Below are 20,997 nucleotides of genomic sequence, written 5' to 3' on the forward strand. Positions count from 1 at the left end.
TATGAAAGAGCCAAGTAATCCTTTATAATTTTATTTTCACTTATCTAGTATACTGGAAAGTTAGTAAAAAAGCATCAGGTGTCTTGTCACTTTTAAGAAATTTTCAATCCTGTTTTCATTTCTGACAGCCTTATTCCTTAATCCCTTTTAATGGATTAAGTTTTTCCATAATCGCTTGGCGTTGGTCATTTAGAAATGGTGGCAAATCTAACTCTTTACCTAGGTCTTCCACAGCTCTATCCACCGTAAAGCCAGGATCATCAGTGGCTAGCTCAATCATAATACCATTTGCTTCTCTAAAATAGAGACTCTCAAAATAAAAACGGTCATGACGCGCAACCACTTTAAATCCAAAATCAGTAATACGCTCTTGCCAATAGTCCAGTGCCTGCTTATCTTCGACACGAATAGCGATATGGTGAACACTGCCCTTGCCTGGTTTCTCTTTTGGACCGTCTTGCTCCACTAAGAGAATCTCACCATTCATTTTTCCTTCTTGAGCTTGGAAGAGAGCTGTATTTTCGGTCTGATAGACCTGTTGATAAGTAAACAAATCTACTAAGACTAGCTTAGACGCCTGTAAGCTTTCCACAGTCCATTCTACCACTGCCATCCCTCTAATCTGATGGTCGTAGGGAACACTTGATTCTTCCCACGATTCCCAAAAATCAGCTTGTTGACCGTCTCCAACGATAAGCGCTAGGCGTAACCCTTCAAAATCTTCAAACAAAATGGCTGGTCGCTGTGTATAAGTCGTTCTTCCACTGTGAATGACACCAAACTCATCAAAACGATCTTGCCAATAGGTCAAACTGTCTTCCTTATCCACAATTAATCCAATCCGTGTCACTGCATTAGTCCCTCTATGCGTTTGTCCCAGTTTTTGATTTTCAAAAAAGGTTAAATCAATTCCTGGACTAGCTGTCTTATCACCAAAAAAGAGATGATACATTTCTGGGTTATTTTGATTAACGCTCACTTTAGCGCGTCTAAGTCCTAATATGTTTTGATAAAAGTCTGTGTTTGCATCGCCACTTTTAGTCATCATAGAAATGTGGTGGTGTCCGAGTATGTGTGTCATATTATCCCTACTTTCTTTTTCTCCTCTTTATTATAGCACATATTTCGAATTCGAAATAAAAGAATCCAACAAAAAAAGACGAGCACATTGGCTCATCTTTTCTGTTGAACGGGATATTTGGAAATAAGAAAAAAAATAGAGCTGAACATTTAGCGTCCATCTCTTATAGATCTACAAATGGTGAGCCACTAACGGAAATCATACGATTTCCGTTAGGGTTCACGAGCTAGACTTTAACTTCTCAACCAATTGGGAGTAATCAACATCGTAGCGCTCTTTTCATCTGAAAGATAAATAGTTTTTATTAAACTAATTCAATGATAACCATTGGTGCTGCGTCTCCGCGGCGTGGTTCAGTTTTCATGATACGAGTGTATCCACCTTGACGTTCTGCATAACGCTCAGCCAAGCCACTGAATAGTTTTTGCAATGCTGTTTCGACAACGATTTCTTCGTTTTCTTCACGAACATCAGCAACTTCGTTACGTACGAACTGTGCAGCCATACGACGAGCATGCAAGTCTCCGCGTTTACCTAAAGTAATCATTTTTTCAACAGTTTTACGAATTTCTTTAGCGCGAGCTTCAGTCGTTACGATACGTTCGTTGATAATTAGATCAGTCGTTAGATCGCGTAGCATTGCTTTTCTTTGAGAACTTGTACGTCCTAATTTACGGTAAGCCATTTCTGGAAATCCTCCTTTGCTGCAGTACTAATCATCTTGGCGTAAACTTAGCTCAAGTTCATCCAACTTGTTTTTCACTTCTTCAAGTGATTTACGTCCTAGATTACGCACTTTAATCATTTCTGCTTCTGATTTATTAGTCAGTTCTTGAATCGTATTGATTCCTGCACGTTTCAGACAGTTATATGAACGAACAGACAAGTCTAATTCTTCAATTGTCATCTCAAGCATTTTCTCTTTTTGAGTCTCTTCTTTTTCTACCATTACTTCAACCTTGCGAGCTTCGTCAGTTAGATTTACAAAGATGTTTAAATGCTCTGTCAGGATTTTAGCAGCTAAACTAACTGCTTCCTCTGGGCTTACTGAACCATTAGTCCATACGTCCAAAGTTAATTTATCATATACGTTCTTTTGACCGATGCGAGTATTTTCAACTTGATAATTTACTTTATGTACAGGAGTAAAAATCGAGTCAACTGGAATAACACCAATTGGCATGTCTTCCGTTTTATTATGTTCTGAACGAACATAACCACGGCCATTTTTTGCATCCATACGCACATGGAACTGTGCACCTTCAGCAACGGTACAAATATATAAATCAGGGTTTAATACTTCTACATCACTGTCGTGATTGATATCAGCAGCAGTTACAACTGCTGGACCTTTTACGTCAATCTCGATTGTCTTGTCTTCATTGGTATAGAATTTCAAAGCCAATTGTTTAATGTTTAAGATGATTTGAGTCACATCTTCTAACACACCATCAATGGTTGAGAATTCATGCAGAACGCCATCAATTTGAATAGTAGATACTGCATTACCTGGTAATGAAGATAATAAAATACGACGTAATGAGTTACCAAGTGTTGTCCCATATCCCCGTTCAAGTGGTTCTACAACGAATTTGCCAAATGTAGCATCCTCGCTGATCTCAATCGTTTCAATTCTTGGTTTTTCAATTTCGATCATATGTCAATTTACCCCTTTCAAAACGGTTCGTTCATCCTAGTGAGTCCATTGCGATATAAAACTTCTGGATACAAAAGATGTATTATACCCGACGGCGTTTTGGTGGGCGACATCCGTTGTGTGGAATAGGAGTTACGTCACGAATTGCTGTAACTTCCAATCCTGTTGCTTGTAGCGAACGAATAGCTGCTTCACGTCCTGAACCAGGACCTTTAACTGCTACTTCAACGCTCTTCATGCCATGTTCCATAGAAGCTTTTGCAGCAGACTCTGCAGCCATTTGTGCCGCGAAAGGAGTTGATTTACGAGAACCTTTGAACCCTAGCGCACCAGCTGAAGACCATGAAATTGCGTTTCCATGTACATCTGTAATCATAACAATAGTATTATTGAACGTAGAACGAATGTGAGCAACACCACTTTCGATATTCTTTTTCACACGACGTTTACGAGATACTTTTTTAGCCATGAAGTGTTAACCTCCTTCACTTATGAATTATTTTTTCTTACCAGCGATTGCTTTTGCAGGACCCTTACGAGTACGTGCATTATTTTTAGTGTTTTGTCCGCGAACTGGCAAACCACGACGGTGACGGATTCCACGGTATGAACCGATTTCCATCAAGCGTTTGATGTTTAAGTTAACCTCACGACGCATGTCACCTTCAACTTTTAGTTTGTCAACTTCAATACGGATGCGGTCTAACTCATCGTTAGTTAAGTCACGAACACGAGTTTCTTCTGAAACGTTAGCGTCTGCAAGAACTTTCTTAGCAGTTGTGCTACCAATTCCATAAATGTATGTCAATGAGATAACGATGCGTTTGTCACGCGGAATATCTACTCCAGCGATACGAGCCATTTAATGGCACCTCCTTATTATTATCCTTGGCGTTGTTTGTGTTTAGGATTTTCACAAATCACCATAACACGGCCATTTCTGCGAATTACTTTACATTTCTCACAGATTGGTTTTACTGATGCTCTAACTTTCATTATTTTTCCTCCTTTAAAATGATGGAGTGTAATTATTTGAAACGATATGTTATACGGCCGCGAGTAAGATCATACGGGGATAGTTCCACCGTAACTTTATCACCTGGTAAAATACGAATGTAGTTCATTCTAATCTTTCCAGAAACATGCGCGAGCACAATATGGCCGTTTTCAAGTTCTACCTTGAACATTGCATTGGGCAACGTCTCAGCGATTACTCCTTCAATTTCAATAACGTCGTCTTTCGCCATCTTCTTACCTCCTCACATTATTTCAAGCTAATTAATTACGATTTGTCTAAGCAATATTATTTTACACTAACTACAATATTATAGCATAGTATCAAGCTTTTGCAAAGAAAATACTTACTATTAATCAACTATATTAACCAATGATGTCTTGAACTTCTTGGAATAAATCTTCGATCTCAGTTTCACCATTAAGTGTGTGGAGTAAACCTTTTTCAGAGTAAAACTCAATAATTGGTTTGGATTGTTCTTGATTAATGCGAATACGGTTTTCAACTGTTTCCGGCTTATCGTCTTCTCGTTGATACAGGTCAGTGCTTCCGCAACGATCACAAACTCCCTCTACTTTTGGTGGATGGTTAAGTTTGTGGTATGTCGCACCGCAATTACGGCAGATCAAGCGACCAGTCAAACGAGCCATTAAAACATCTGGGTTTACTTCAATATTGATGACAGCATCAATCTGACGACCCAATTCAGTCATAATGTTATCCAAAGCTACGGCTTGGTCCATTGTGCGGGGGAACCCGTCCAATAAGAAACCATTTTTCGTATCTTCTTCTTGCAGACGTTCCTTAACAATACCATTTGTCACTTCATCAGGAACAAGTTCACCTTTGTCCATAAAAGACTTGGCTTCTAGTCCTAATGCAGTTTCATTTTTCATTGCCGCACGGAACATATCTCCAGTAGAAATATGTGGAATACCATACTTGTCAATAATACGTTCAGCTTGTGTTCCTTTCCCTGCTCCAGGAAGTCCTGTAATAATCAGGTTTTTCTTCATTTTTACTCGTCTCCTTTTATACAATTGCAAGTGTGTTCGGGGCTAACCCCGTACACATCTTACTTTTGAATAAATCCTTGATAATTGCGTTTCACCATTCGTCCTTCAATTTGTCTTGCGGTATCCAATGCGGTTCCGATAACAATTAAAAGACTAGTTCCACCAAGAGCTAATGAGTCTGGTAGGTTCCATAATGCAGAAGCAACAATAGGCAAGAGAGCAATCAATCCGAGGAACACAGCGCCAACTGTACTTAAGCGCATCAACAAGCTTGTAATATATTCTTCGGTTCCTCTACCAGGGCGAACACTCGGGATGTAAGCTCCTGACTTTTGTAAATTCTCGGCCATTTTCTCAGGGTTAATTTGAATTAGCGCATAGAAATACGTGAACACGACAATCAGAATTGTATAAATAGCAGCTCCAATTGGTTCACGGAAATTGACTAATGTATTAACCACTTGATACCAAGTTGCCTCACTATGATTCGCTGCAAAGAATCCTAAGATTGTTTGCGGAGTCATCATGAATGAACTGGCAAAAATAACCGGAATAACTCCAGCAGAGTTGATTTTTAACGGTAAGTGAGCTGCTTGGTTTGACCCAGTTGCTCGTTTAGAATACTGAACTGGTATTCTTCTTTCCGCTTGTTGAATATAAACAACAAAAATAACAACTAATAACATTGCTACAAGTAAGGCTACTGTAAAAATGATGTTGGTTGTCAGTTCACTTGAATTGACAAAACGATCTTCATAGAAAGTAATTAAATCGGCTGGAATACGAGCAACAATACCAGAGAAGATAATCAGAGAAGTTCCATTACCAATCCCATTCATTGTTATCGCATCACCGATAAAGATTACTAGCATCGAACCTGCAGTCATAATCAACGCTATCATGAGATAGGTTTCTAATCCTGGGTTGCGAACTAATCCTAAGTTGGATAATTGGTTAAAACCAATTGAAATCCCGATTGATTGTACAAATGCAAGAACAACTGCTAAGTACTTTGTTGCTTGATTCAACTTCCTTCTACCAACTTCACCTTGTTTAGACCATTCCGTGAATTTCGGAATAATATCCATTTGTAAGAGTTGAATGACAATAGAAGAAGTGATATAAGGCGAGACACCCATTGCGAAGATAGAGTACTGACTAAGTGCTCCACCTCCAAAAGTGTTCAATAGGCTAAATAAGCCTATTGATGCCAAGTTTTGAATGGCACCCGCATTCACACCAGGTACAGTAATATGAGTTCCGATACGGAAAACAATCAACATACCAAGTGTAAAGAAAATTCTGTTTCTAATGTCCTTCACCTGAAATGCATTTTTCAGAAGCGCAAACATTAGATCACCTCAACAGTTCCACCGGCAGCTTCAATCGCTTCTTTCGCTGCTTCGGAGAATTTATGAGCTTTAACGTTCAATTTCTTCTCAACCGCACCTTTTGCTAAAACTTTGATGCCGGATTTTTCATCACGTACAACGCCGCTTTCAACAAGTAATGCCGGTGTTACTTCTGTACCTTCTTCGAAACGGTTTAAAGTATCTAGGTTTACAACAGCATATTCTTTACGATTGATGTTTGTAAATCCACGTTTAGGGATACGACGGAACAATGGTTGTTGTCCACCTTCGAAGCCTAATCTTACTCCACCACCTGAACGAGCTTTTTGACCTTTATGTCCACGTCCAGATGTTTTTCCGTTTCCTGATGAAGATCCACGACCTACACGGTTACGTACTTTACGAGATCCTTCTGTTGGTTTTAATTCATGAAGTTTCATAGTAACTGGGCACCTCCTTCGTTATAGATTGAATTATTTAACTTCTTCTACTTCTACTAAATGGCTAACTGTGTTAATCATGCCTTTGATTGCATCATTAGCAGGTTTTACAGCAGTTTTACCAACTTTTGTTAATCCTAAAGCCTTCAAAGTATCTTTTTGGTTTTGAGGACGTCCAATTGAGCTACGTACTAAAGTAATCTTTAATTCTGCCATCTTGTATATCCTCCTTAACCTTTAATTTCTTCTACGGATTTACCACGTAATGCAGCAACATCCTCGATTTTTTTCAATTGTTCTAGACCATTAACAGTTGCACGAACCATGTTAATTGGAGTGCTTGAACCTAATGATTTAGAAGTAATATCAGCGATACCTGCTAATTCGATGACCGCACGAACAGGACCTCCAGCTGATACTCCAGAACCGGCAACAGCAGGTTTCAACATTACGTTACCACCGCTATAACGACCGATTACTTCGTGAGGAATTGTTGTTCCTGTAATTGGTACTTCAATCATGTTTTTCTTAGCAGCTTCGATAGCTTTACGGATTGCTTCTGGAACTTCGTTAGCTTTCCCTGTACCGAAACCAACATGTCCATTTCTATCTCCGACAACAACTAAAGCAGCAAAACGTAATTTACGTCCACCTTTAACAACTTTAGTTACACGGTTAATCGCAACAACGCGATCTTCAATATCTAAATGAGTTGGGTCAATATATACCATATGTAGGCATCCTCCTTTTCTTAGAAATCTAGTCCGTTTTCACGGGCAGCTTCAGCTAATGTTTGTACACGTCCGTGGTATAAGTATCCTCCACGGTCAAATACTACTGATTTCAAACCTTTTTCAGTTGCGCGTTCAGCGATAACTTTACCTACAACTGCGGCTTGTTCTGTTTTAGTAGCTGCTTCAGATGCATCTTTTTTACTTGAGGCACTTGCCAGCGTCACACCCGCTACGTCATCAACTAATTGAGCGTAGATGTGTTTGTTAGAACGGAATACGTTCAAGCGTGGGCACTCAGCAGTACCAGAGATTTTTCTTCTTACGCGAGCATGTCTTGACTGGCGTGTTTTGTTTTTATCTGGTTTATTAATCACAATTGTCACCTCTTTTATTTAAGTGTATTAACTTGCTTTAAGAAGAAACTGGCTATTATTTACCAGTTTTACCTTCTTTACGACGGATGATTTCGTCAGAGTACTTGATACCTTTGCCTTTGTATGGCTCTGGTGGGCGTACAGCGCGAACGTTAGCTGCTAGAGCGCCAACTTTTTCTTTGTCGTAACCAGAAATAGTGATTTTTGTATTAGCGTTAACTTCTACAGTTACACCTTCTTCTGGAGTGAATTCTACTGGATGAGAGTAACCAACGTTCAATACAAGTTTGTTACCTTGTAATTGAGCACGGTACCCAACCCCAATTAATTCTAGATCTTTCTTAAATCCTTCAGATACACCAACAACCATGTTGCTGAATAGCGCACGAGTTGTTCCGTGAATAGATTTTGTGAACTTTTCTTCGTTTGCACGAGTAAATGTAGCAGTGTTTCCTTCTACATTGATAGTGATTAGCTCACTGAAAGTTTGTGTCAATTCGCCTTTAGGACCTTTGACTGTTACTGTGTTTCCATCTTGAGCAATGGTTACGCCAGCTGGAATTTCGACTTGTTTATTACCAATACGACTCACAGGGCTGCACCTCCTTGTTTTAGTTAGGGTAGGAAGAATGGATTACCAAACGTAAGCCAATACTTCTCCACCAATATTTTTAGCTCTTGCTTCTTTATCTGTGACAACACCTTCAGAAGTGGATACGATAGCGATTCCTAAGCCGTTTAATACGCGAGGAACTTCGCCGCTTTTCGCAAACACACGCAAACCTGGTTTAGAGATGCGTTTTAGTCCAGTGATAACACGTTCGTTATTTGCACCATATTTTAAGAAAACACGGATAACGTTTTGTTTGTCGTCTTCAATGACTTCAAAGTTTTTAATGAATCCTTCATTTTTAAGGATCTTAGCGATTTCTACTTTCATATTAGAAGCAGGAACTTCTAGGCTTGCATGGCGAACCATGTTAGCGTTACGAATACGAGTAAGGAAATCTGCGATTGGATCTGTCATAACCATTAACATTTACCTCCTTCTTACGGGTATGGCTGATTACCAGCTTGCTTTCTTCATGCCAGGGATTTGTCCTTTATAAGCTAGTTCACGCAAACAAATGCGGCACAATTTGAACTTACGGTAAACAGAATGCGGACGTCCACAACGTTCACAACGTGTATATTCTTGCGTTGAGAATTTAGCTGGGCGTTTGTTTTTAGCGATCATTGATTTTTTAGCCACTTAATTTTGCTCCCTTCGCTTATTTTTGGAATGGCATTCCTAATTGAGTCAATAATTCTCTTGATTCTTCATCTGTGTTAGCAGTAGTTACGATAACGATATCCATACCACGTACTTTGTCAACTCTATCGTAGTCAACTTCAGGGAAAATCAATTGTTCTTTAACACCTAAAGTGTAGTTTCCACGTCCATCAAAAGAACGTTTGCTAATACCACGGAAATCACGTACACGTGGTAATGAAACTGTTACTAGTTTGTCTAAGAATTCGTACATTCTTTCGCCACGTAAAGTAACTTTAGCACCAATTGCCATACCTTCACGTAAACGGAATGCAGCGATTGATTTTTTAGCATGAGTGATAACTGGTTTTTGACCAGAGATCAATGTTAGCTCTTCAACTGCTTTTTCTAGATTTTTAGCGTTTGCTACAGCGTCACCAACACCCATGTTGATAACAATTTTTTCAACTTTAGGAACTTCCATGACAGAAGTGTAGTTGAATTTTTCCACCAATGAAGGTGTGATTTCTTTTGTATATTTTTCTTTCAAACGGTTCATCTAAAAGATCCTCCTTCCTTCAATGATTAGTCGATAATGTTTCCAGTTTTTTTAGAAACACGGACTTTCTTATCGTCTTCAACTTTATAGCCTACTTTAGTAGGTTCACCAGTCTTAGGATCAATCAACATTACATTAGACACATGAATTGGCGCTTCTTCTTCAAGAATACCACCAGTCAAGTTGCTTTGTGAAGCTTTACGATGTTTCTTCACAATGTTAATGCCTTCAACGATCACGCGGTCTTTTTTAGGTAGAGTTTTTAGGATCGTTCCTTCTTTACCTTTATCTTTACCAGTAATCACTTTAACTTTATCGCCAGTTTTTACGTGCATGAGTTGTTGCACCTCCTTCAATTCTTACGATTCTTACAATACTTCTGGAGCTAGAGAAACAATCTTCATGTAGTTGTTGTCACGTAATTCACGAGCAACAGGTCCAAAGATACGTGTTCCACGTGGGCTCTTGTCATCACGGATAATTACGCATGCATTTTCATCGAACTTGATGTATGAACCGTCTTTACGGTGTGCACCAGTTTTAGTACGAACGATAACAGCTTTAACAACTTCACCTTTTTTGACAACGCCACCGGGTGTTGCTTGTTTTACTGTTGCAACAATAACATCACCAATGTTTGCGTATTTACGGCCAGATCCACCCAATACTTTAATAGCTAAGACTTCTCTTGCTCCTGAGTTATCGGCAACTTTCAAACGACTTTCTGTTTGGATCACTTTAGTATCCTCCTTCCGGATCAGGAATTATTTCTTGTTTTTTATAAAAATTAGATAATCACAGACTCTTCTACAATCTCCATCAAACGGAAGTTTTTAGTAGCAGATAGCGGACGAGTTTCCATGATTTTTACGATATCACCAAGTTTTGCTTGATTGTTTTCGTCATGTGCTTTGTACTTTTTAGAGTATCTTACACGTTTACCGTATGTAGGATGGTTTTTGTAAGTAGATACTTCTACTACAATTGTTTTATCCATTTTGTCAGAGACAACACGGCCTTGGTAGACTTTACGTTTATTACGTTGTTCAGTCATTTTTTAGTACCCTCCTTTGCTGAATTACTGATTTTGCAACTCTTGACGCAATACTGTTTTAATGCGTGCAATTGATTTGCGAACTTCTTTAAGGCGGGCAGTGTTTTCAAGTTGCCCTGTAGCAAGTTGGAATCGTAGATTGAAAAGCTCTTCTTTGAATGCTTTTTCTTTCTCAATCATTTCAGCAGTGGATAAGTCTTTGATTTCATTAGCCTTCATTCGATTCACCACCAATTTCTGTACGTTTTACGATTTTAGTTTTGATTGGCAATTTATGAGATGCCAAACGCAAAGCTTCACGTGCTACTTCTTCAGGTACGCCGCCAACTTCAAACATGATTTTGCCGCGTTTTACAGGAGATACCCAGCCTTCTGGAGCACCTTTACCTTTACCCATACGAACACCAATAGCTTTAGATGTATATGATTTGTGAGGGAAGATTTTAATCCAAACTTTCCCACCACGTTTCATGTAACGAGTCATAGCAATACGGGCTGCTTCGATTTGACGGTTAGTGATCCATTTTGAATCAACAGCTTGCAAACCAAATTCACCAAAAACAATTTCTTTTCCACCTTTTGCTTCTCCGCGCATTTTTCCACGGAATTCACGACGGTGTTTTACACGTTTAGGTACTAACATTGGTTATTTCCCTCCTTTCTCAGATTTACGTTCTGGCAATACTTCACCACGGGAAATCCAAACTTTAACGCCTAGTTTACCGTAAGTAGTGTCAGCTTCTTCCCATGCATAGTCAATGTCTGCACGAAGAGTATGCAAAGGAACAGTTCCTTCAGAATGAGTTTCTGAACGAGCCATATCTGCTCCGTTCAAACGACCAGAAACCATAGTTTTGATACCATGAGCTCCAGCTCTCATTGTACGTTGGATAGCTTGTTTTTGTGCGCGACGGAAAGCAACACGGTTTTCTAATTGTCTTGCAATTCCTTCTCCCACTAATTTAGCATCCAAGTCTGCTTTTTTAATCTCAACGATGTTAATATGAACACGTTTGTTTGTTAAAGTGTTTAGAGCTTTACGTAGTTTTTCTACTTCAGATCCACCTTTACCGATAACCATTCCTGGTTTAGCAGTATGGATTGAAATATTAACACGGTTAGCTGCACGTTCGATTTCTACGCGAGAAACAGATGCTTCTTTTAAGTTAGTTTCGATATGTTTACGAATCTTTAAATCTTCATGTAAGAAATCAGCGAAATCTTTTTCTGCGTACCATTTAGCATCCCAATCACGGATAATGCCAACACGCATTCCTATTGGATTAATTTTTTGACCCACAGATTATCCCTCCTTCTTTTCTGATACCACGATTGTAATGTGGCTTGTACGTTTCAAAATTTGTGAAGCGGATCCTTTAGCACGAGGACGGAAGCGTTTCATTGTTGGTCCTTCGTTCACATAAGCTTCACTTACTACCAAGTTTTCAATATCTAAATCATAGTTATGTTCCGCATTAGCAATTGCTGACATTAACACTTTTTCGACTGCAGGTGATGCAGAGCGTGGTGTAAATTTCAGAATGGAGATTGCTTCTCCAATACTTTTTCCTCTGATAAGATCCACTACTAGACGAACCTTACGAGGTGCGATACGGACAGTTTTAGCAGTTGCTTTTGCAGCTGTAATTTGTTCTGCCATTTTAATTCCTCCCCTCGTAATTAACGACGACCTGTTTTCTTATCGTCAGCCGCGTGTCCGCGGTATGTTCTTGTTGGAGCGAACTCCCCTAATTTGTGTCCTACCATATCTTCTTGAATGTATACAGGGACATGTTTTCTTCCATCATATACTGCAATCGTTTGGCCGATGAATTGTGGGAAAATTGTTGAACGGCGTGACCAAGTTTTAATAACTTGTTTTTTCTCGCTCTTAGCAGCAACTTCCACTTTCTTCATAAGATGTTCATCGACGAAAGGTCCTTTTTTCAAACTACGACCCATGGTGAAGCCTCCTTTCGGTTCTCTTCTATCTGTATCATACATTTGATTGTATTAATTATTTTTTACGTCCACGAATAATTAATTTGCTAGATTTAGCTTTTTTATTACGTGTCTTCATACCACGTGCAGGTTTGCCCCATGGTGTCATTGGTGATTTACGTCCGATTGGTGCTTTACCTTCACCACCACCGTGTGGGTGATCGTTAGGGTTCATTACAGAACCACGCACAGTAGGTCTCTTACCTAACCAACGATTACGTCCTGCTTTACCAATGTTAATCAATTCGTGTTGTTCGTTACCTACAGTACCAACTGTTGCACGACAAGCTGAAAGGATCATACGAACTTCGCCTGAGTTTAAACGTACAAGAGTGTATTTGCCTTCACGACCTAATACTTGAGCGCTTGTACCAGCAGAACGGATTAATTGTCCGCCTTTACCAGGTTTCATTTCAATGTTGTGAATGAATGTACCAACTGGAATGTTTGCTAATGGCAAAGCATTACCAACTTTGATATCTACTCCCTCACCAGATTCAATCTTTTGTCCAACTTCGATTCCTTTTGGAGCAATGATGTATGCTTTAACTCCATCAGTGTAGTGGATTAGTGCAATGTTAGCAGTACGGTTTGGATCGTACTCAACAGCTTTAACTAGGCCGATTACGCCATCTTTGTTACGCTTGAAGTCGATAATACGGTAAGCACGTTTGTGTCCGCCAGCTTGATGACGTACTGTGATTTTACCTTGATTATTACGGCCAGCGTGTTTGCTTTTCTTTTCTAGTAACGTTTTTTCAGGAGTTGTTTTTGTGATTTCAGCGAAATCTGATCCTGTCATGTTACGACGACCGTTAGTTATCGGTTTGTATTTCTTAATCGCCACGTTATATTCCCTCCTATATATTGATTTGGGTATCTATTTGTTTTATTCTTCGTCGAATAATTCGATTGTTTTTGAAGCTTCTGTTAAAGTAACAATCGCTTTGCGGCGTTTTTTAGTATAGCCTTGGTAACGGCCCATACGTTTAAGTTTTCCGCGTACATTCATAATATTCACGTTTTTAACTTCTACATCAAACACTTTTTCAATTGCTTGTTTTACTAGAGTTTTATTAGCGCGAACATCTACTTCAAAGGTATATTTCTTCTCGTCCATTGCAAGCATAGATGCTTCCGTGATGACTGGGCGTAAAATAACATCATGTAATTCCATTATTGAAGAGCCTCCTCTACCTTAGAAAGAGCAGCTTGAGTCAATACAACTTTGTTATGAGACACGATGTCAAGTACGTTTAGTCCGTCTGCATTGATAACAGTTACCTTTGGAAGGTTACGTGCAGATAATACTGCAAAGTCGTTATCATTTTCAACAACTACTAATACTTTTGAGTCTACATTCAAGTTAGATAACACTTGTGCAAATTCTTTTGTTTTTGGTGCGTCGAAAGTTAGTCCTTCAAGTACTAATAAGTTTCCTTCTGTAACTTTCTCAGAAAGAACTGATTTAAGTGCTAAGCGACGAACTTTTTTGTTTAATTTATATTTGTAAGAACGAGGTGTTGGTCCAAAAACCACTCCACCGCCAACCCATTGTGGTGAACGGATTGATCCTTGACGAGCACGACCAGTTCCTTTTTGACGCCATGGTTTACGGCCGCCTCCGCGAACTGCACTACGGTTTTTAACAGCGTGCGTTCCTTGTCTTAATGACGCGCGTTGCATAATGATTGCATCAAATACAACACTTTCGTTTGGTTCGATTCCAAAGATTTCCTCGTTTAGTGTTACTTCACCATTTTGAGTACCATCTTGTTTAAATAGGGTTACGTTAGGCATGTTTCTCGTTCCTCCTTTCTATATTACTTATTTAGCAGCTTTACGAGCTGATTTGATTTCGATTAATGATTTTTTAGATCCCGGTACATTACCTTTGATCAAGATAACGTTGTTTTCAACGTCAACTTTAACGATTTCTAGGTTTTGGATAGTAATGCGTTTGCCACCCATTTGCCCAGGTAATTTTTTACCTTTGAAAACGCGTGATGGATCAGACGCTGCACCCATTGAACCAGGACGACGATGGTAACGAGAACCGTGAGACATTGGTCCACGAGATTGTCCGTGACGTTTGATAACGCCTTGGAAACCGTGTCCTTTAGATGTACCAGTGACATCAACGATGTCTCCTGCTACGAACATATCTACTTTAAGTTCTTGTCCTACTTCGTATTCTCCCAGCTCAACATCTTTGATTTCTCTAATGAAGCGCTTAGGAGCAGTTTTTGCTTTTGCTGCATGACCTTTAGCAGGTTTGTTAGTTAATACGTCACGTAAATCTTGGTAACCGATTTGTACCGCTTCGTAGCCATCTGTTTCAACAGTTTTAACTTGTAATACTGCGTTTGGAGTAGCTTCGATAACAGTTACAGGCACCAATTCTCCGTTTTCTGTAAAGAACTGAGTCATACCTACTTTTCTGCCTAAGATTCCTTTGGTCATGGTAACACCTCCGTTGTTTTATTAGTTAGTTTATTTTTGGGTTAACGATAAATTATAGTTTGATTTCGATGTCTACGCCAGATGGTAGATCAAGTTTCATCAATGCATCAACAGTTTTGCTTGTTGGGTTGATAATATCAATCAAACGTTTGTGTGTACGCATTTCAAATTGCTCACGAGAATCTTTGTATTTATGCGGTGAACGAATCACTGTATACAATTGTCTCTCTGTAGGCAATGGAATCGGACCTGAGACAGAAGCTCCTGTTCTCTTTGCAGTTTCTACAATTTTATCTGCTGATTGATCCAATGCGCGGTGTTCATATGCTTTCAAACGGATACGAATCTTTTGTTTTGCCATTTTGTTCCCTCCTTCGTCAAATGTAACTCATAAGACTAGCTCCACGAAAATTTTCCGGCCTCACCCGCCGTGGCAAAGCGTCCGGGCGTGTCGCAACCTCTCGTTTCATCACTTGGCGTCCTCAAATAAGGACCCCTGTGCTTTTTACTTCTGTAAATTTCGCACTTCATTAGTATACAGACTTATTATATAATTTGCAAGCTTTTTTCAATAAAAATTTATTTGTTTTTTGTTTTTTCTCAACTTGTTTTATTTTGCCTGTTTAGTCCCTTTAAATCAAGTTTTTCGCATAAAAAAACAGGAAGATTTTGATTATAAAATCAACTCTCTTCCTATTATATATGATTATTTTATGACCACTTTCTCGCGAACAGCTTTATTTTTCTTTAAACGCTGCTGATGTCCGTAAATTCTTGGTGCTAAATAGCGGTCAATTGCGGGAGACAGAGCATTCATAATTAAGATAGCGATACCCACTCCACCAGGAAAATTAAATAGCAATCGAATGATAGCAGTTAACAATCCTGCTCCAAGCGCATAAAGTAGTTTGCCATCTCTTGTTAAGGGTTGGGAACTGTAGTCTGTAATCATGTAAACCGCAGCAAAACATGCTGTGCCACTTAAAACATGGGTCATATAGTAATCAAATTGAAAGCCACCAGCAATTGAGGTTGTTAAAGCCAGCGTAGCTAAATAGATTATTGGTAAGTTTGGTGATATCACCCTTTTTATGATGAGATAAATCATCCCTATTAAAATCATTAGCTTGGATGTTTCGCCTATTGGGCCACCTAAACCGACACCTAAAAACAAGTCTGTTAAACTTGGTATGCCTTCACTGGGCAAACTTGTCGTCATATGACCAATATATTCTAATGGTGTTGCTGTAGAAACGATATCCTCTCCCGGCAAAACCCAATTGGTAATCCATGGCGAAAAGAATACCTTTAACATTACCCGAGCAGCTACCGCTGGATTAAAGATGTTACGGCCAATCCCTCCTCCAATTTGCTTGACGATTATAATCGCAAATATACTCCCTACTGCGATCGTCCATAAAGGAGCTGTTACCGGTAGGCTAAGTGCGATTAACATACCCGTAATGACCGCACTCAAGTCTTTGATGGTTGATTTTCTACGTGCTATTTTTTGGAAAAGGTACTCTGATAATACAGCCGTCACGACGCCAACGATAAGCATGACTAATACATGCCAACCAAAAAAGTATATAGCTGCTGATGTTGGGAATAAGAGTGAAATAATGACTTGCAGCATCACCCACTGAGCAGATGGTTTTGCATATAAATGAGGCGATCGGCTAATAGATAACTCTTTTATTTGATTCATTTTACTCTACCCCGCATTCTTTGTTTTAATGGCTGATTTGGCAGAGCGAATATTATCTAAGAGCGGTATTTTTGATGGACAAATAAACGAGCAATTGCCACATTCGATGCAATCCATGGCTCCTAAACGTTCCGCTTCATTGATATCTCCTCTTTCATAGGCGTTACTAATAAGAATAGGTTGTAAGTTAACCGGACAGACATTTAAGCACTCTGAGCAACGAATACAATCCGTCCGCTCTTGATCTGTCACTTCTTCAGCTAATAGAAATGTGATAACTGAACTCCCTTTAGTAATGGGAATATCGGCTGAATCGATGGCAATCCCCATCATAGGTCCGCCATGTAATAGTTTAGCTGGCGGGCTACTAAAACCACCACATTCTTCGATTAGGCAATTAATCGGTGTACCTATACGAACACGAAGGTTCTGAGGTTGACGAATAGCTTCTCCTGTGACGGTTGTTACTCGTTCAAAGAGTGGCTTTTGCTCTTCAATTGCCTCATAAACGGCGTGGGCAGTCGATACATTGGTGACGAATGTCCTCACATCAGCAGGTAAGCCTGCTGATGGCACCTCTCTACCGGTTAGCTTCTTTATTAATACTTTTTCTGCACCTTGTGGGTACATGGTTTGTAGCACTTTTATTTCAACATCAGGAAAGTCCTTTATAGCTAATAATAAGGCTGTTTCGCAATCTGGTGTATCATCTTCGAGGGCAATGTAGACGCGTTTGGCAGCAAGTAGGTTTTGCAAGTGGCGGGCTCCTTTTACGATTGTTTCAGCGTGCTCAATCATCATACGATGATCACTCGTTGAATAAGGCTCACACTCTGCGCCATTAATAATAATGGTATCAATTGGCTTATGCGTTTGAGGTGATGCTTTTACATCGGTTGGAAAGGTTGCTCCTCCCATTCCTACAATACCTGCTCGGCGAATCATCGCTAGTTTATCTGCTGAGCTTTCTAACTTTTGCTGTTTAAAAAAAGCTTCGTCTTTATCGTCTTTAAAATCATTTTGAATAACGATTGCTTGGTGAGGACCCTTAACGGTTTGACGACTTGATATCGCCATGACCTTTCCAGAAACCGAAGATAGCACATTGGCAGAAATGCCACCATCTGCTTCTGCTAAAAGGCTGCCAATTTTTACATAGTCGCCTACCGAAACAACTGCTTTAGCAGGCTTTCCGATATGCATATTTAAGGGGAAAATGAGCATATCCGGTACTTTAGCTTTTTTTATTGGTAATTGCTCTGTTCGTTCTTTTCTCTCTTCAGGAAAAATGCCAGCTAAACTTCGCTTGAAATGAAAATGTAATTTCATAGTCTTCAGCCTTTCTTAGTGTGGCTCGAGTGTCAATTGTCCCTTTATTAATAGATAATATCATTATAAATAAAAAATTTTTCAGTGTAAAGTTATATGTGCAATATGGGATGTCAGATACAGCTCATTTGATTGACCTGCATCGACTGTTTCGACAAAAAAAGACTAGAAGTCTTTCGACCTCTAGTCTGTTAGCTTGTTATTATTAGGATAGCGGTGATTGATCGATTTCATGATCAATCTTTTTTTCTGCTTCTGTTTTCGGCGCTGTATGAGCGACCTTATTGCTTTCTTCTTCAATTTTCTGATCTAATTTATCTAATTGACGCTTAGCAAAGTCTTTACCACCTAGTCCAAAGGCTAGTGCAAAGGCAACTGCTAAACCACCAATAATAAATAAGAAAGCTGTACTAACAATTGTTGAAGCAAACTCTAATTGATCTAAGGTCATGAAGATGGCTAAGACAAACAAGATGTACTTCACTACTTCCCCCATCATCATACTACCGGTTGAATCTTTGATGAATGATGATAGTGCATTACCGCCGAATAGTCCTAAAGCTAAAATAACTAGTCCAATTAGTACAGATGGTAAGTAAGCAATAATCGCTACGCCAATACTGTTTAGAACGGCAAGGTTTAATACGTTCAAAGCTTCTACAAAAAAGAAGACAACAATAACCGTTTGAACAACTTTAGCAATAATAGTTGAAATCGTGATAGTCGAGCTATTCGATGTATTTAAATAGCGTGAATAACGATCGATTCCTGAACTTTCTAATAAGCCTTCCAGTAAATCACCTACAAATTTAGCAATTAATCCTCCAGCAATTAGCAAGATAACCGCTACAAGAATATTGGGAATAATCGCTAGTACTTGATTTAAAACATTCACGATTGGCTCTGAGATTGAGCGAATGGCTAATGTTTCGAGTGCCATAGTAATAACTGGAATGAGAATAACAACGAATACTGTATTAGCTAATACTTTAGCGACTGTATAACGTTGCTTCTCGACATCTACTGGTGTAACATTAGATGCTTTTGCTGTATATTTGCGAACATACTTATCAATGTTCACCGTTTCTAATAGATTACGAACAAGTTCTTTGACAAACTTAGCAACAAAGTAACCAATTGCTAAAATAACAACTGCAGCAAATAAGTTTGGTAAGAATGCCAAGAATGAATCAAACATATTCGTAATTGGTGATGCAATATTGGCTAGACCAATTTGAGCGAGTATTCCTGGAATAAAGAATAACCAAATCAAATAGTAAAAGACTTTAGCAATGGATTCGATAATACGGTTGCCATCTTCAACTGACGATGCCACACCCCATTTCGTTAACTTCTGGTTAAAATTAATAGCATGTAAACCTTTAGTCAACGCCTTCTTAACCACACTTGCAATAAACCATGCCAGAATAATTAATAAGATTGCTCCTAATAATCTTGGCAGTACACCTACAAATGATAACCAAATACTTTCTAATGAATTTGTAAATCCATTCATGATGAATTCCCCCTTATATTTTTTTAGTGTGAATCTATGCTTATTATAACGAATATTTACCTAAATCTAAAATGATATCCATTTAGGCCATTTCGTCTCAACTAAAACAAGGATATTTGCTTTTAATTCTGATAAACAAAAACCCTTTTCTAGATAAAAATGAGCACAAAAAAAGGAAGAGCAAATGCTCTTCCTTTAGAAGTTGTAATGTTATTATGCTTTTTTTAAAATTAAGCAGTAATTTCAGAAACAACACCAGAACCAACAGTACGTCCACCTTCACGAATAGAGAAACGAGTTCCTTCTTCGATAGCGATTGGTTGGATCAATTCTACTGTGATTTTAACGTTATCGCCAGGCATTACCATTTCGATACCTTCTGGCAATTCTACAACACCAGTTACGTCAGTTGTACGGAAGTAGAACTGTGGGCGGTAGTTAGTGAAGAATGGCGTGTGACGTCCACCCTCTTCTTTAGAAAGTACGTATACTTCTGCAGTAAATTTAGTATGAGGTGTGATTGTACCTGGTTTAGACAATACTTGTCCACGTTGGATATCTTCACGTTGAACCCCACGTAGCAATGCACCAATGTTGTCTCCCGCTTCAGCGTAATCCAACAATTTACGGAACATTTCAACACCAGTTACAGTTGATTTTGTAGTTTCAGTTTCGATACCAACGATCTCAACTTCATCCCCAACTTTAACTTGTCCACGTTCAACACGTCCTGTAGCAACAGTACCACGACCTGTAATTGAGAATACGTCCTCAACAGGCATCATGAATGGTTTGTCAGTGTCACGTTCTGGGTTTGGAACGTAGTTGTCTACTTCTTCCATCAAGTCTAAGATTTTTTGTTCGTATTCTGCTTCGCCTTCTAGAGCTTTCAATGCAGAACCAGCGATAACTGGAGTGTCATCACCAGGGAAGTCGTATTCTGACAATAGGTCACGAACTTCCATTTCTACTAATTCTAATAACTCTTCGTCGTCAACCATATCAACTTTGTTCAAGAAAACAACGATGTATGGAACACCAACGTTACGAGACAATAGGATGTGCTCGCGAGTTTGTGGCATTGGGCCATCAGCTGCAGATACTACTAAGATAGCGCCGTCCATTTGAGCAGCACCAGTAATCATGTTTTTAACGTAGTCCGCGTGACCTGGGCAGTCCACGTGAGCGTAGTGACGGTTAGGTGTTTCATATTCTACGTGAGACGTGTTAATTGTGATTCCACGTTCTCTTTCTTCTGGAGCGTTGTCTACTGAAGCGTAGTCAACAGCTGCTCCACCGTAATGTTTAGCTAATACAGTTGTGATTGCTGCAGTTAATGTTGTTTTACCGTGGTCAACGTGTCCAATAGTACCAACGTTAACATGGGGTTTAGAACGATCGAATTTTTCTTTTGACATTTCTAAATTTCCTCCTCATATTGAGTGT

At 39.2% G+C, this 20,997-nt stretch carries 34 protein-coding genes; all 34 read right to left on the minus strand.

Features of this window, described 5'->3' with window-relative positions; all coding sequences use genetic code 11:
- Positions 1-130 precede the first annotated feature (130 nt).
- On the minus strand, positions 131-1,081 hold the full coding sequence (locus tag G7057_RS02815; protein WP_166161182.1) for a VOC family protein: 951 nt from the start codon (positions 1,079-1,081) through the stop codon (positions 131-133).
- Between the two features lie 304 nt (positions 1,082-1,385).
- Positions 1,386-1,766, minus strand: a complete 381-nt coding sequence (gene rplQ / locus G7057_RS02820; RefSeq protein ID WP_076768516.1) for a 50S ribosomal protein L17 — start codon at positions 1,764-1,766, stop codon at positions 1,386-1,388.
- 27 nt (positions 1,767-1,793) lie between these two features.
- Positions 1,794-2,738, minus strand: coding sequence for a DNA-directed RNA polymerase subunit alpha (locus G7057_RS02825; protein ID WP_166161184.1), 945 nt, complete (start codon positions 2,736-2,738; stop codon positions 1,794-1,796).
- Between the two features lie 82 nt (positions 2,739-2,820).
- Positions 2,821-3,207, minus strand: coding sequence for a 30S ribosomal protein S11 (rpsK, locus tag G7057_RS02830; RefSeq protein ID WP_076768514.1), 387 nt, complete (start codon positions 3,205-3,207; stop codon positions 2,821-2,823).
- A 27-nt stretch (positions 3,208-3,234) separates the two neighbouring features.
- Complete coding sequence (rpsM, locus tag G7057_RS02835; protein ID WP_076768513.1) at positions 3,235-3,600, minus strand: 30S ribosomal protein S13; 366 nt, start codon at positions 3,598-3,600, stop codon at positions 3,235-3,237.
- A 20-nt stretch (positions 3,601-3,620) separates the two neighbouring features.
- The gene (gene rpmJ / locus G7057_RS02840; protein ID WP_062470716.1) at positions 3,621-3,734 is read right to left on the minus strand and encodes a 50S ribosomal protein L36; all 114 of its coding nucleotides are present in this window, start codon (positions 3,732-3,734) and stop codon (positions 3,621-3,623) included.
- Positions 3,735-3,766: 32 nt separating this feature from the next.
- Positions 3,767-3,985, minus strand: a complete 219-nt coding sequence (infA, locus tag G7057_RS02845; protein WP_076768512.1) for a translation initiation factor IF-1 — start codon at positions 3,983-3,985, stop codon at positions 3,767-3,769.
- Between the two features lie 133 nt (positions 3,986-4,118).
- Positions 4,119-4,769: an adenylate kinase gene (locus G7057_RS02850; RefSeq protein ID WP_166161186.1), complete on the minus strand. Its 651-nt coding sequence runs from the start codon at positions 4,767-4,769 to the stop codon at positions 4,119-4,121.
- Between the two features lie 59 nt (positions 4,770-4,828).
- Positions 4,829-6,121 (minus strand): preprotein translocase subunit SecY, encoded by a 1,293-nt coding sequence (gene secY, locus G7057_RS02855; protein WP_166161188.1) that lies wholly within the window; start codon positions 6,119-6,121, stop codon positions 4,829-4,831.
- Positions 6,121-6,561, minus strand: a complete 441-nt coding sequence (gene rplO, locus G7057_RS02860) for a 50S ribosomal protein L15 (RefSeq protein WP_166161190.1) — start codon at positions 6,559-6,561, stop codon at positions 6,121-6,123. Before rplO ends, secY begins: the two co-directional genes overlap by 1 nt.
- Positions 6,562-6,594: 33 nt before the next feature.
- Positions 6,595-6,777: a 50S ribosomal protein L30 gene (gene rpmD / locus G7057_RS02865; protein ID WP_076768508.1), complete on the minus strand. Its 183-nt coding sequence runs from the start codon at positions 6,775-6,777 to the stop codon at positions 6,595-6,597.
- Between the two features lie 14 nt (positions 6,778-6,791).
- On the minus strand, positions 6,792-7,292 hold the full coding sequence (rpsE, locus tag G7057_RS02870; RefSeq protein WP_166161192.1) for a 30S ribosomal protein S5: 501 nt from the start codon (positions 7,290-7,292) through the stop codon (positions 6,792-6,794).
- A gap of 20 nt (positions 7,293-7,312) precedes the next feature.
- Entirely contained in the window at positions 7,313-7,669 is a 357-nt protein-coding gene (gene rplR, locus G7057_RS02875) for a 50S ribosomal protein L18 (protein ID WP_166161194.1), read from the minus strand.
- Between the two features lie 55 nt (positions 7,670-7,724).
- Entirely contained in the window at positions 7,725-8,261 is a 537-nt protein-coding gene (gene rplF, locus G7057_RS02880) for a 50S ribosomal protein L6 (RefSeq protein WP_166161196.1), read from the minus strand.
- Positions 8,262-8,303: 42 nt separating this feature from the next.
- On the minus strand, positions 8,304-8,702 hold the full coding sequence (gene rpsH / locus G7057_RS02885; RefSeq protein ID WP_166161198.1) for a 30S ribosomal protein S8: 399 nt from the start codon (positions 8,700-8,702) through the stop codon (positions 8,304-8,306).
- A 33-nt stretch (positions 8,703-8,735) separates the two neighbouring features.
- Positions 8,736-8,921: a type Z 30S ribosomal protein S14 gene (locus tag G7057_RS02890; protein ID WP_076768503.1), complete on the minus strand. Its 186-nt coding sequence runs from the start codon at positions 8,919-8,921 to the stop codon at positions 8,736-8,738.
- 19 nt (positions 8,922-8,940) lie between these two features.
- Positions 8,941-9,480: a 50S ribosomal protein L5 gene (gene rplE / locus G7057_RS02895; RefSeq protein WP_076768502.1), complete on the minus strand. Its 540-nt coding sequence runs from the start codon at positions 9,478-9,480 to the stop codon at positions 8,941-8,943.
- Between the two features lie 26 nt (positions 9,481-9,506).
- A complete protein-coding gene (rplX, locus tag G7057_RS02900) occupies positions 9,507-9,815 on the minus strand; it encodes a 50S ribosomal protein L24 (RefSeq protein ID WP_076768501.1) in 309 nt (102 codons plus the stop codon).
- 33 nt (positions 9,816-9,848) lie between these two features.
- Entirely contained in the window at positions 9,849-10,217 is a 369-nt protein-coding gene (gene rplN, locus G7057_RS02905) for a 50S ribosomal protein L14 (RefSeq protein WP_076768500.1), read from the minus strand.
- 50 nt (positions 10,218-10,267) lie between these two features.
- Positions 10,268-10,534 carry a 30S ribosomal protein S17 gene (gene rpsQ / locus G7057_RS02910; RefSeq protein WP_076768499.1) on the minus strand — a complete coding sequence of 89 codons (267 nt, stop codon included), beginning with the start codon at positions 10,532-10,534 and terminating at the stop codon, positions 10,268-10,270.
- A 24-nt stretch (positions 10,535-10,558) separates the two neighbouring features.
- Entirely contained in the window at positions 10,559-10,753 is a 195-nt protein-coding gene (rpmC, locus tag G7057_RS02915) for a 50S ribosomal protein L29 (RefSeq protein ID WP_076768498.1), read from the minus strand.
- A complete protein-coding gene (gene rplP / locus G7057_RS02920; RefSeq protein WP_076768497.1) occupies positions 10,743-11,177 on the minus strand; it encodes a 50S ribosomal protein L16 in 435 nt (144 codons plus the stop codon). The genes rpmC and rplP overlap by 11 nt, the downstream gene beginning before the upstream one ends.
- A gap of 3 nt (positions 11,178-11,180) precedes the next feature.
- Positions 11,181-11,834 (minus strand): 30S ribosomal protein S3, encoded by a 654-nt coding sequence (gene rpsC, locus G7057_RS02925; protein WP_166161200.1) that lies wholly within the window; start codon positions 11,832-11,834, stop codon positions 11,181-11,183.
- Between the two features lie 3 nt (positions 11,835-11,837).
- Positions 11,838-12,194, minus strand: coding sequence for a 50S ribosomal protein L22 (gene rplV / locus G7057_RS02930; RefSeq protein WP_076768495.1), 357 nt, complete (start codon positions 12,192-12,194; stop codon positions 11,838-11,840).
- Positions 12,195-12,214: 20 nt separating this feature from the next.
- On the minus strand, positions 12,215-12,496 hold the full coding sequence (rpsS, locus tag G7057_RS02935; RefSeq protein ID WP_076768494.1) for a 30S ribosomal protein S19: 282 nt from the start codon (positions 12,494-12,496) through the stop codon (positions 12,215-12,217).
- A 55-nt stretch (positions 12,497-12,551) separates the two neighbouring features.
- Positions 12,552-13,382: a 50S ribosomal protein L2 gene (rplB, locus tag G7057_RS02940; RefSeq protein ID WP_076768493.1), complete on the minus strand. Its 831-nt coding sequence runs from the start codon at positions 13,380-13,382 to the stop codon at positions 12,552-12,554.
- Positions 13,383-13,424: 42 nt separating this feature from the next.
- Positions 13,425-13,712, minus strand: a complete 288-nt coding sequence (rplW, locus tag G7057_RS02945) for a 50S ribosomal protein L23 (protein WP_076768492.1) — start codon at positions 13,710-13,712, stop codon at positions 13,425-13,427.
- Positions 13,712-14,335, minus strand: a complete 624-nt coding sequence (gene rplD / locus G7057_RS02950) for a 50S ribosomal protein L4 (protein WP_076768491.1) — start codon at positions 14,333-14,335, stop codon at positions 13,712-13,714. Before rplD ends, rplW begins: the two co-directional genes overlap by 1 nt.
- A 27-nt stretch (positions 14,336-14,362) precedes the next feature.
- A complete protein-coding gene (gene rplC / locus G7057_RS02955) occupies positions 14,363-14,998 on the minus strand; it encodes a 50S ribosomal protein L3 (RefSeq protein ID WP_076768490.1) in 636 nt (211 codons plus the stop codon).
- Positions 14,999-15,050: 52 nt separating this feature from the next.
- Positions 15,051-15,359 (minus strand): 30S ribosomal protein S10, encoded by a 309-nt coding sequence (gene rpsJ / locus G7057_RS02960; protein ID WP_076768489.1) that lies wholly within the window; start codon positions 15,357-15,359, stop codon positions 15,051-15,053.
- Positions 15,360-15,704: 345 nt separating this feature from the next.
- Positions 15,705-16,706 carry an RnfABCDGE type electron transport complex subunit D gene (locus G7057_RS02965; RefSeq protein ID WP_166161202.1) on the minus strand — a complete coding sequence of 334 codons (1,002 nt, stop codon included), beginning with the start codon at positions 16,704-16,706 and terminating at the stop codon, positions 15,705-15,707.
- A gap of 6 nt (positions 16,707-16,712) precedes the next feature.
- Positions 16,713-18,035 carry an electron transport complex subunit RsxC gene (rsxC, locus tag G7057_RS02970; protein ID WP_166161204.1) on the minus strand — a complete coding sequence of 441 codons (1,323 nt, stop codon included), beginning with the start codon at positions 18,033-18,035 and terminating at the stop codon, positions 16,713-16,715.
- A gap of 205 nt (positions 18,036-18,240) precedes the next feature.
- The gene (locus G7057_RS02975; protein ID WP_166161206.1) at positions 18,241-19,551 is read right to left on the minus strand and encodes a mechanosensitive ion channel; all 1,311 of its coding nucleotides are present in this window, start codon (positions 19,549-19,551) and stop codon (positions 18,241-18,243) included.
- 230 nt (positions 19,552-19,781) lie between these two features.
- Positions 19,782-20,969, minus strand: coding sequence for an elongation factor Tu (gene tuf / locus G7057_RS02980; RefSeq protein ID WP_166161208.1), 1,188 nt, complete (start codon positions 20,967-20,969; stop codon positions 19,782-19,784).
- Positions 20,970-20,997: the final 28 nt, after the last annotated feature.

It is taken from the genome of Jeotgalibaca arthritidis (genome assembly GCF_011100465.1).
Taxonomy (GTDB): Bacteria; Bacillota; Bacilli; order Lactobacillales; family Aerococcaceae; genus Jeotgalibaca; species Jeotgalibaca arthritidis.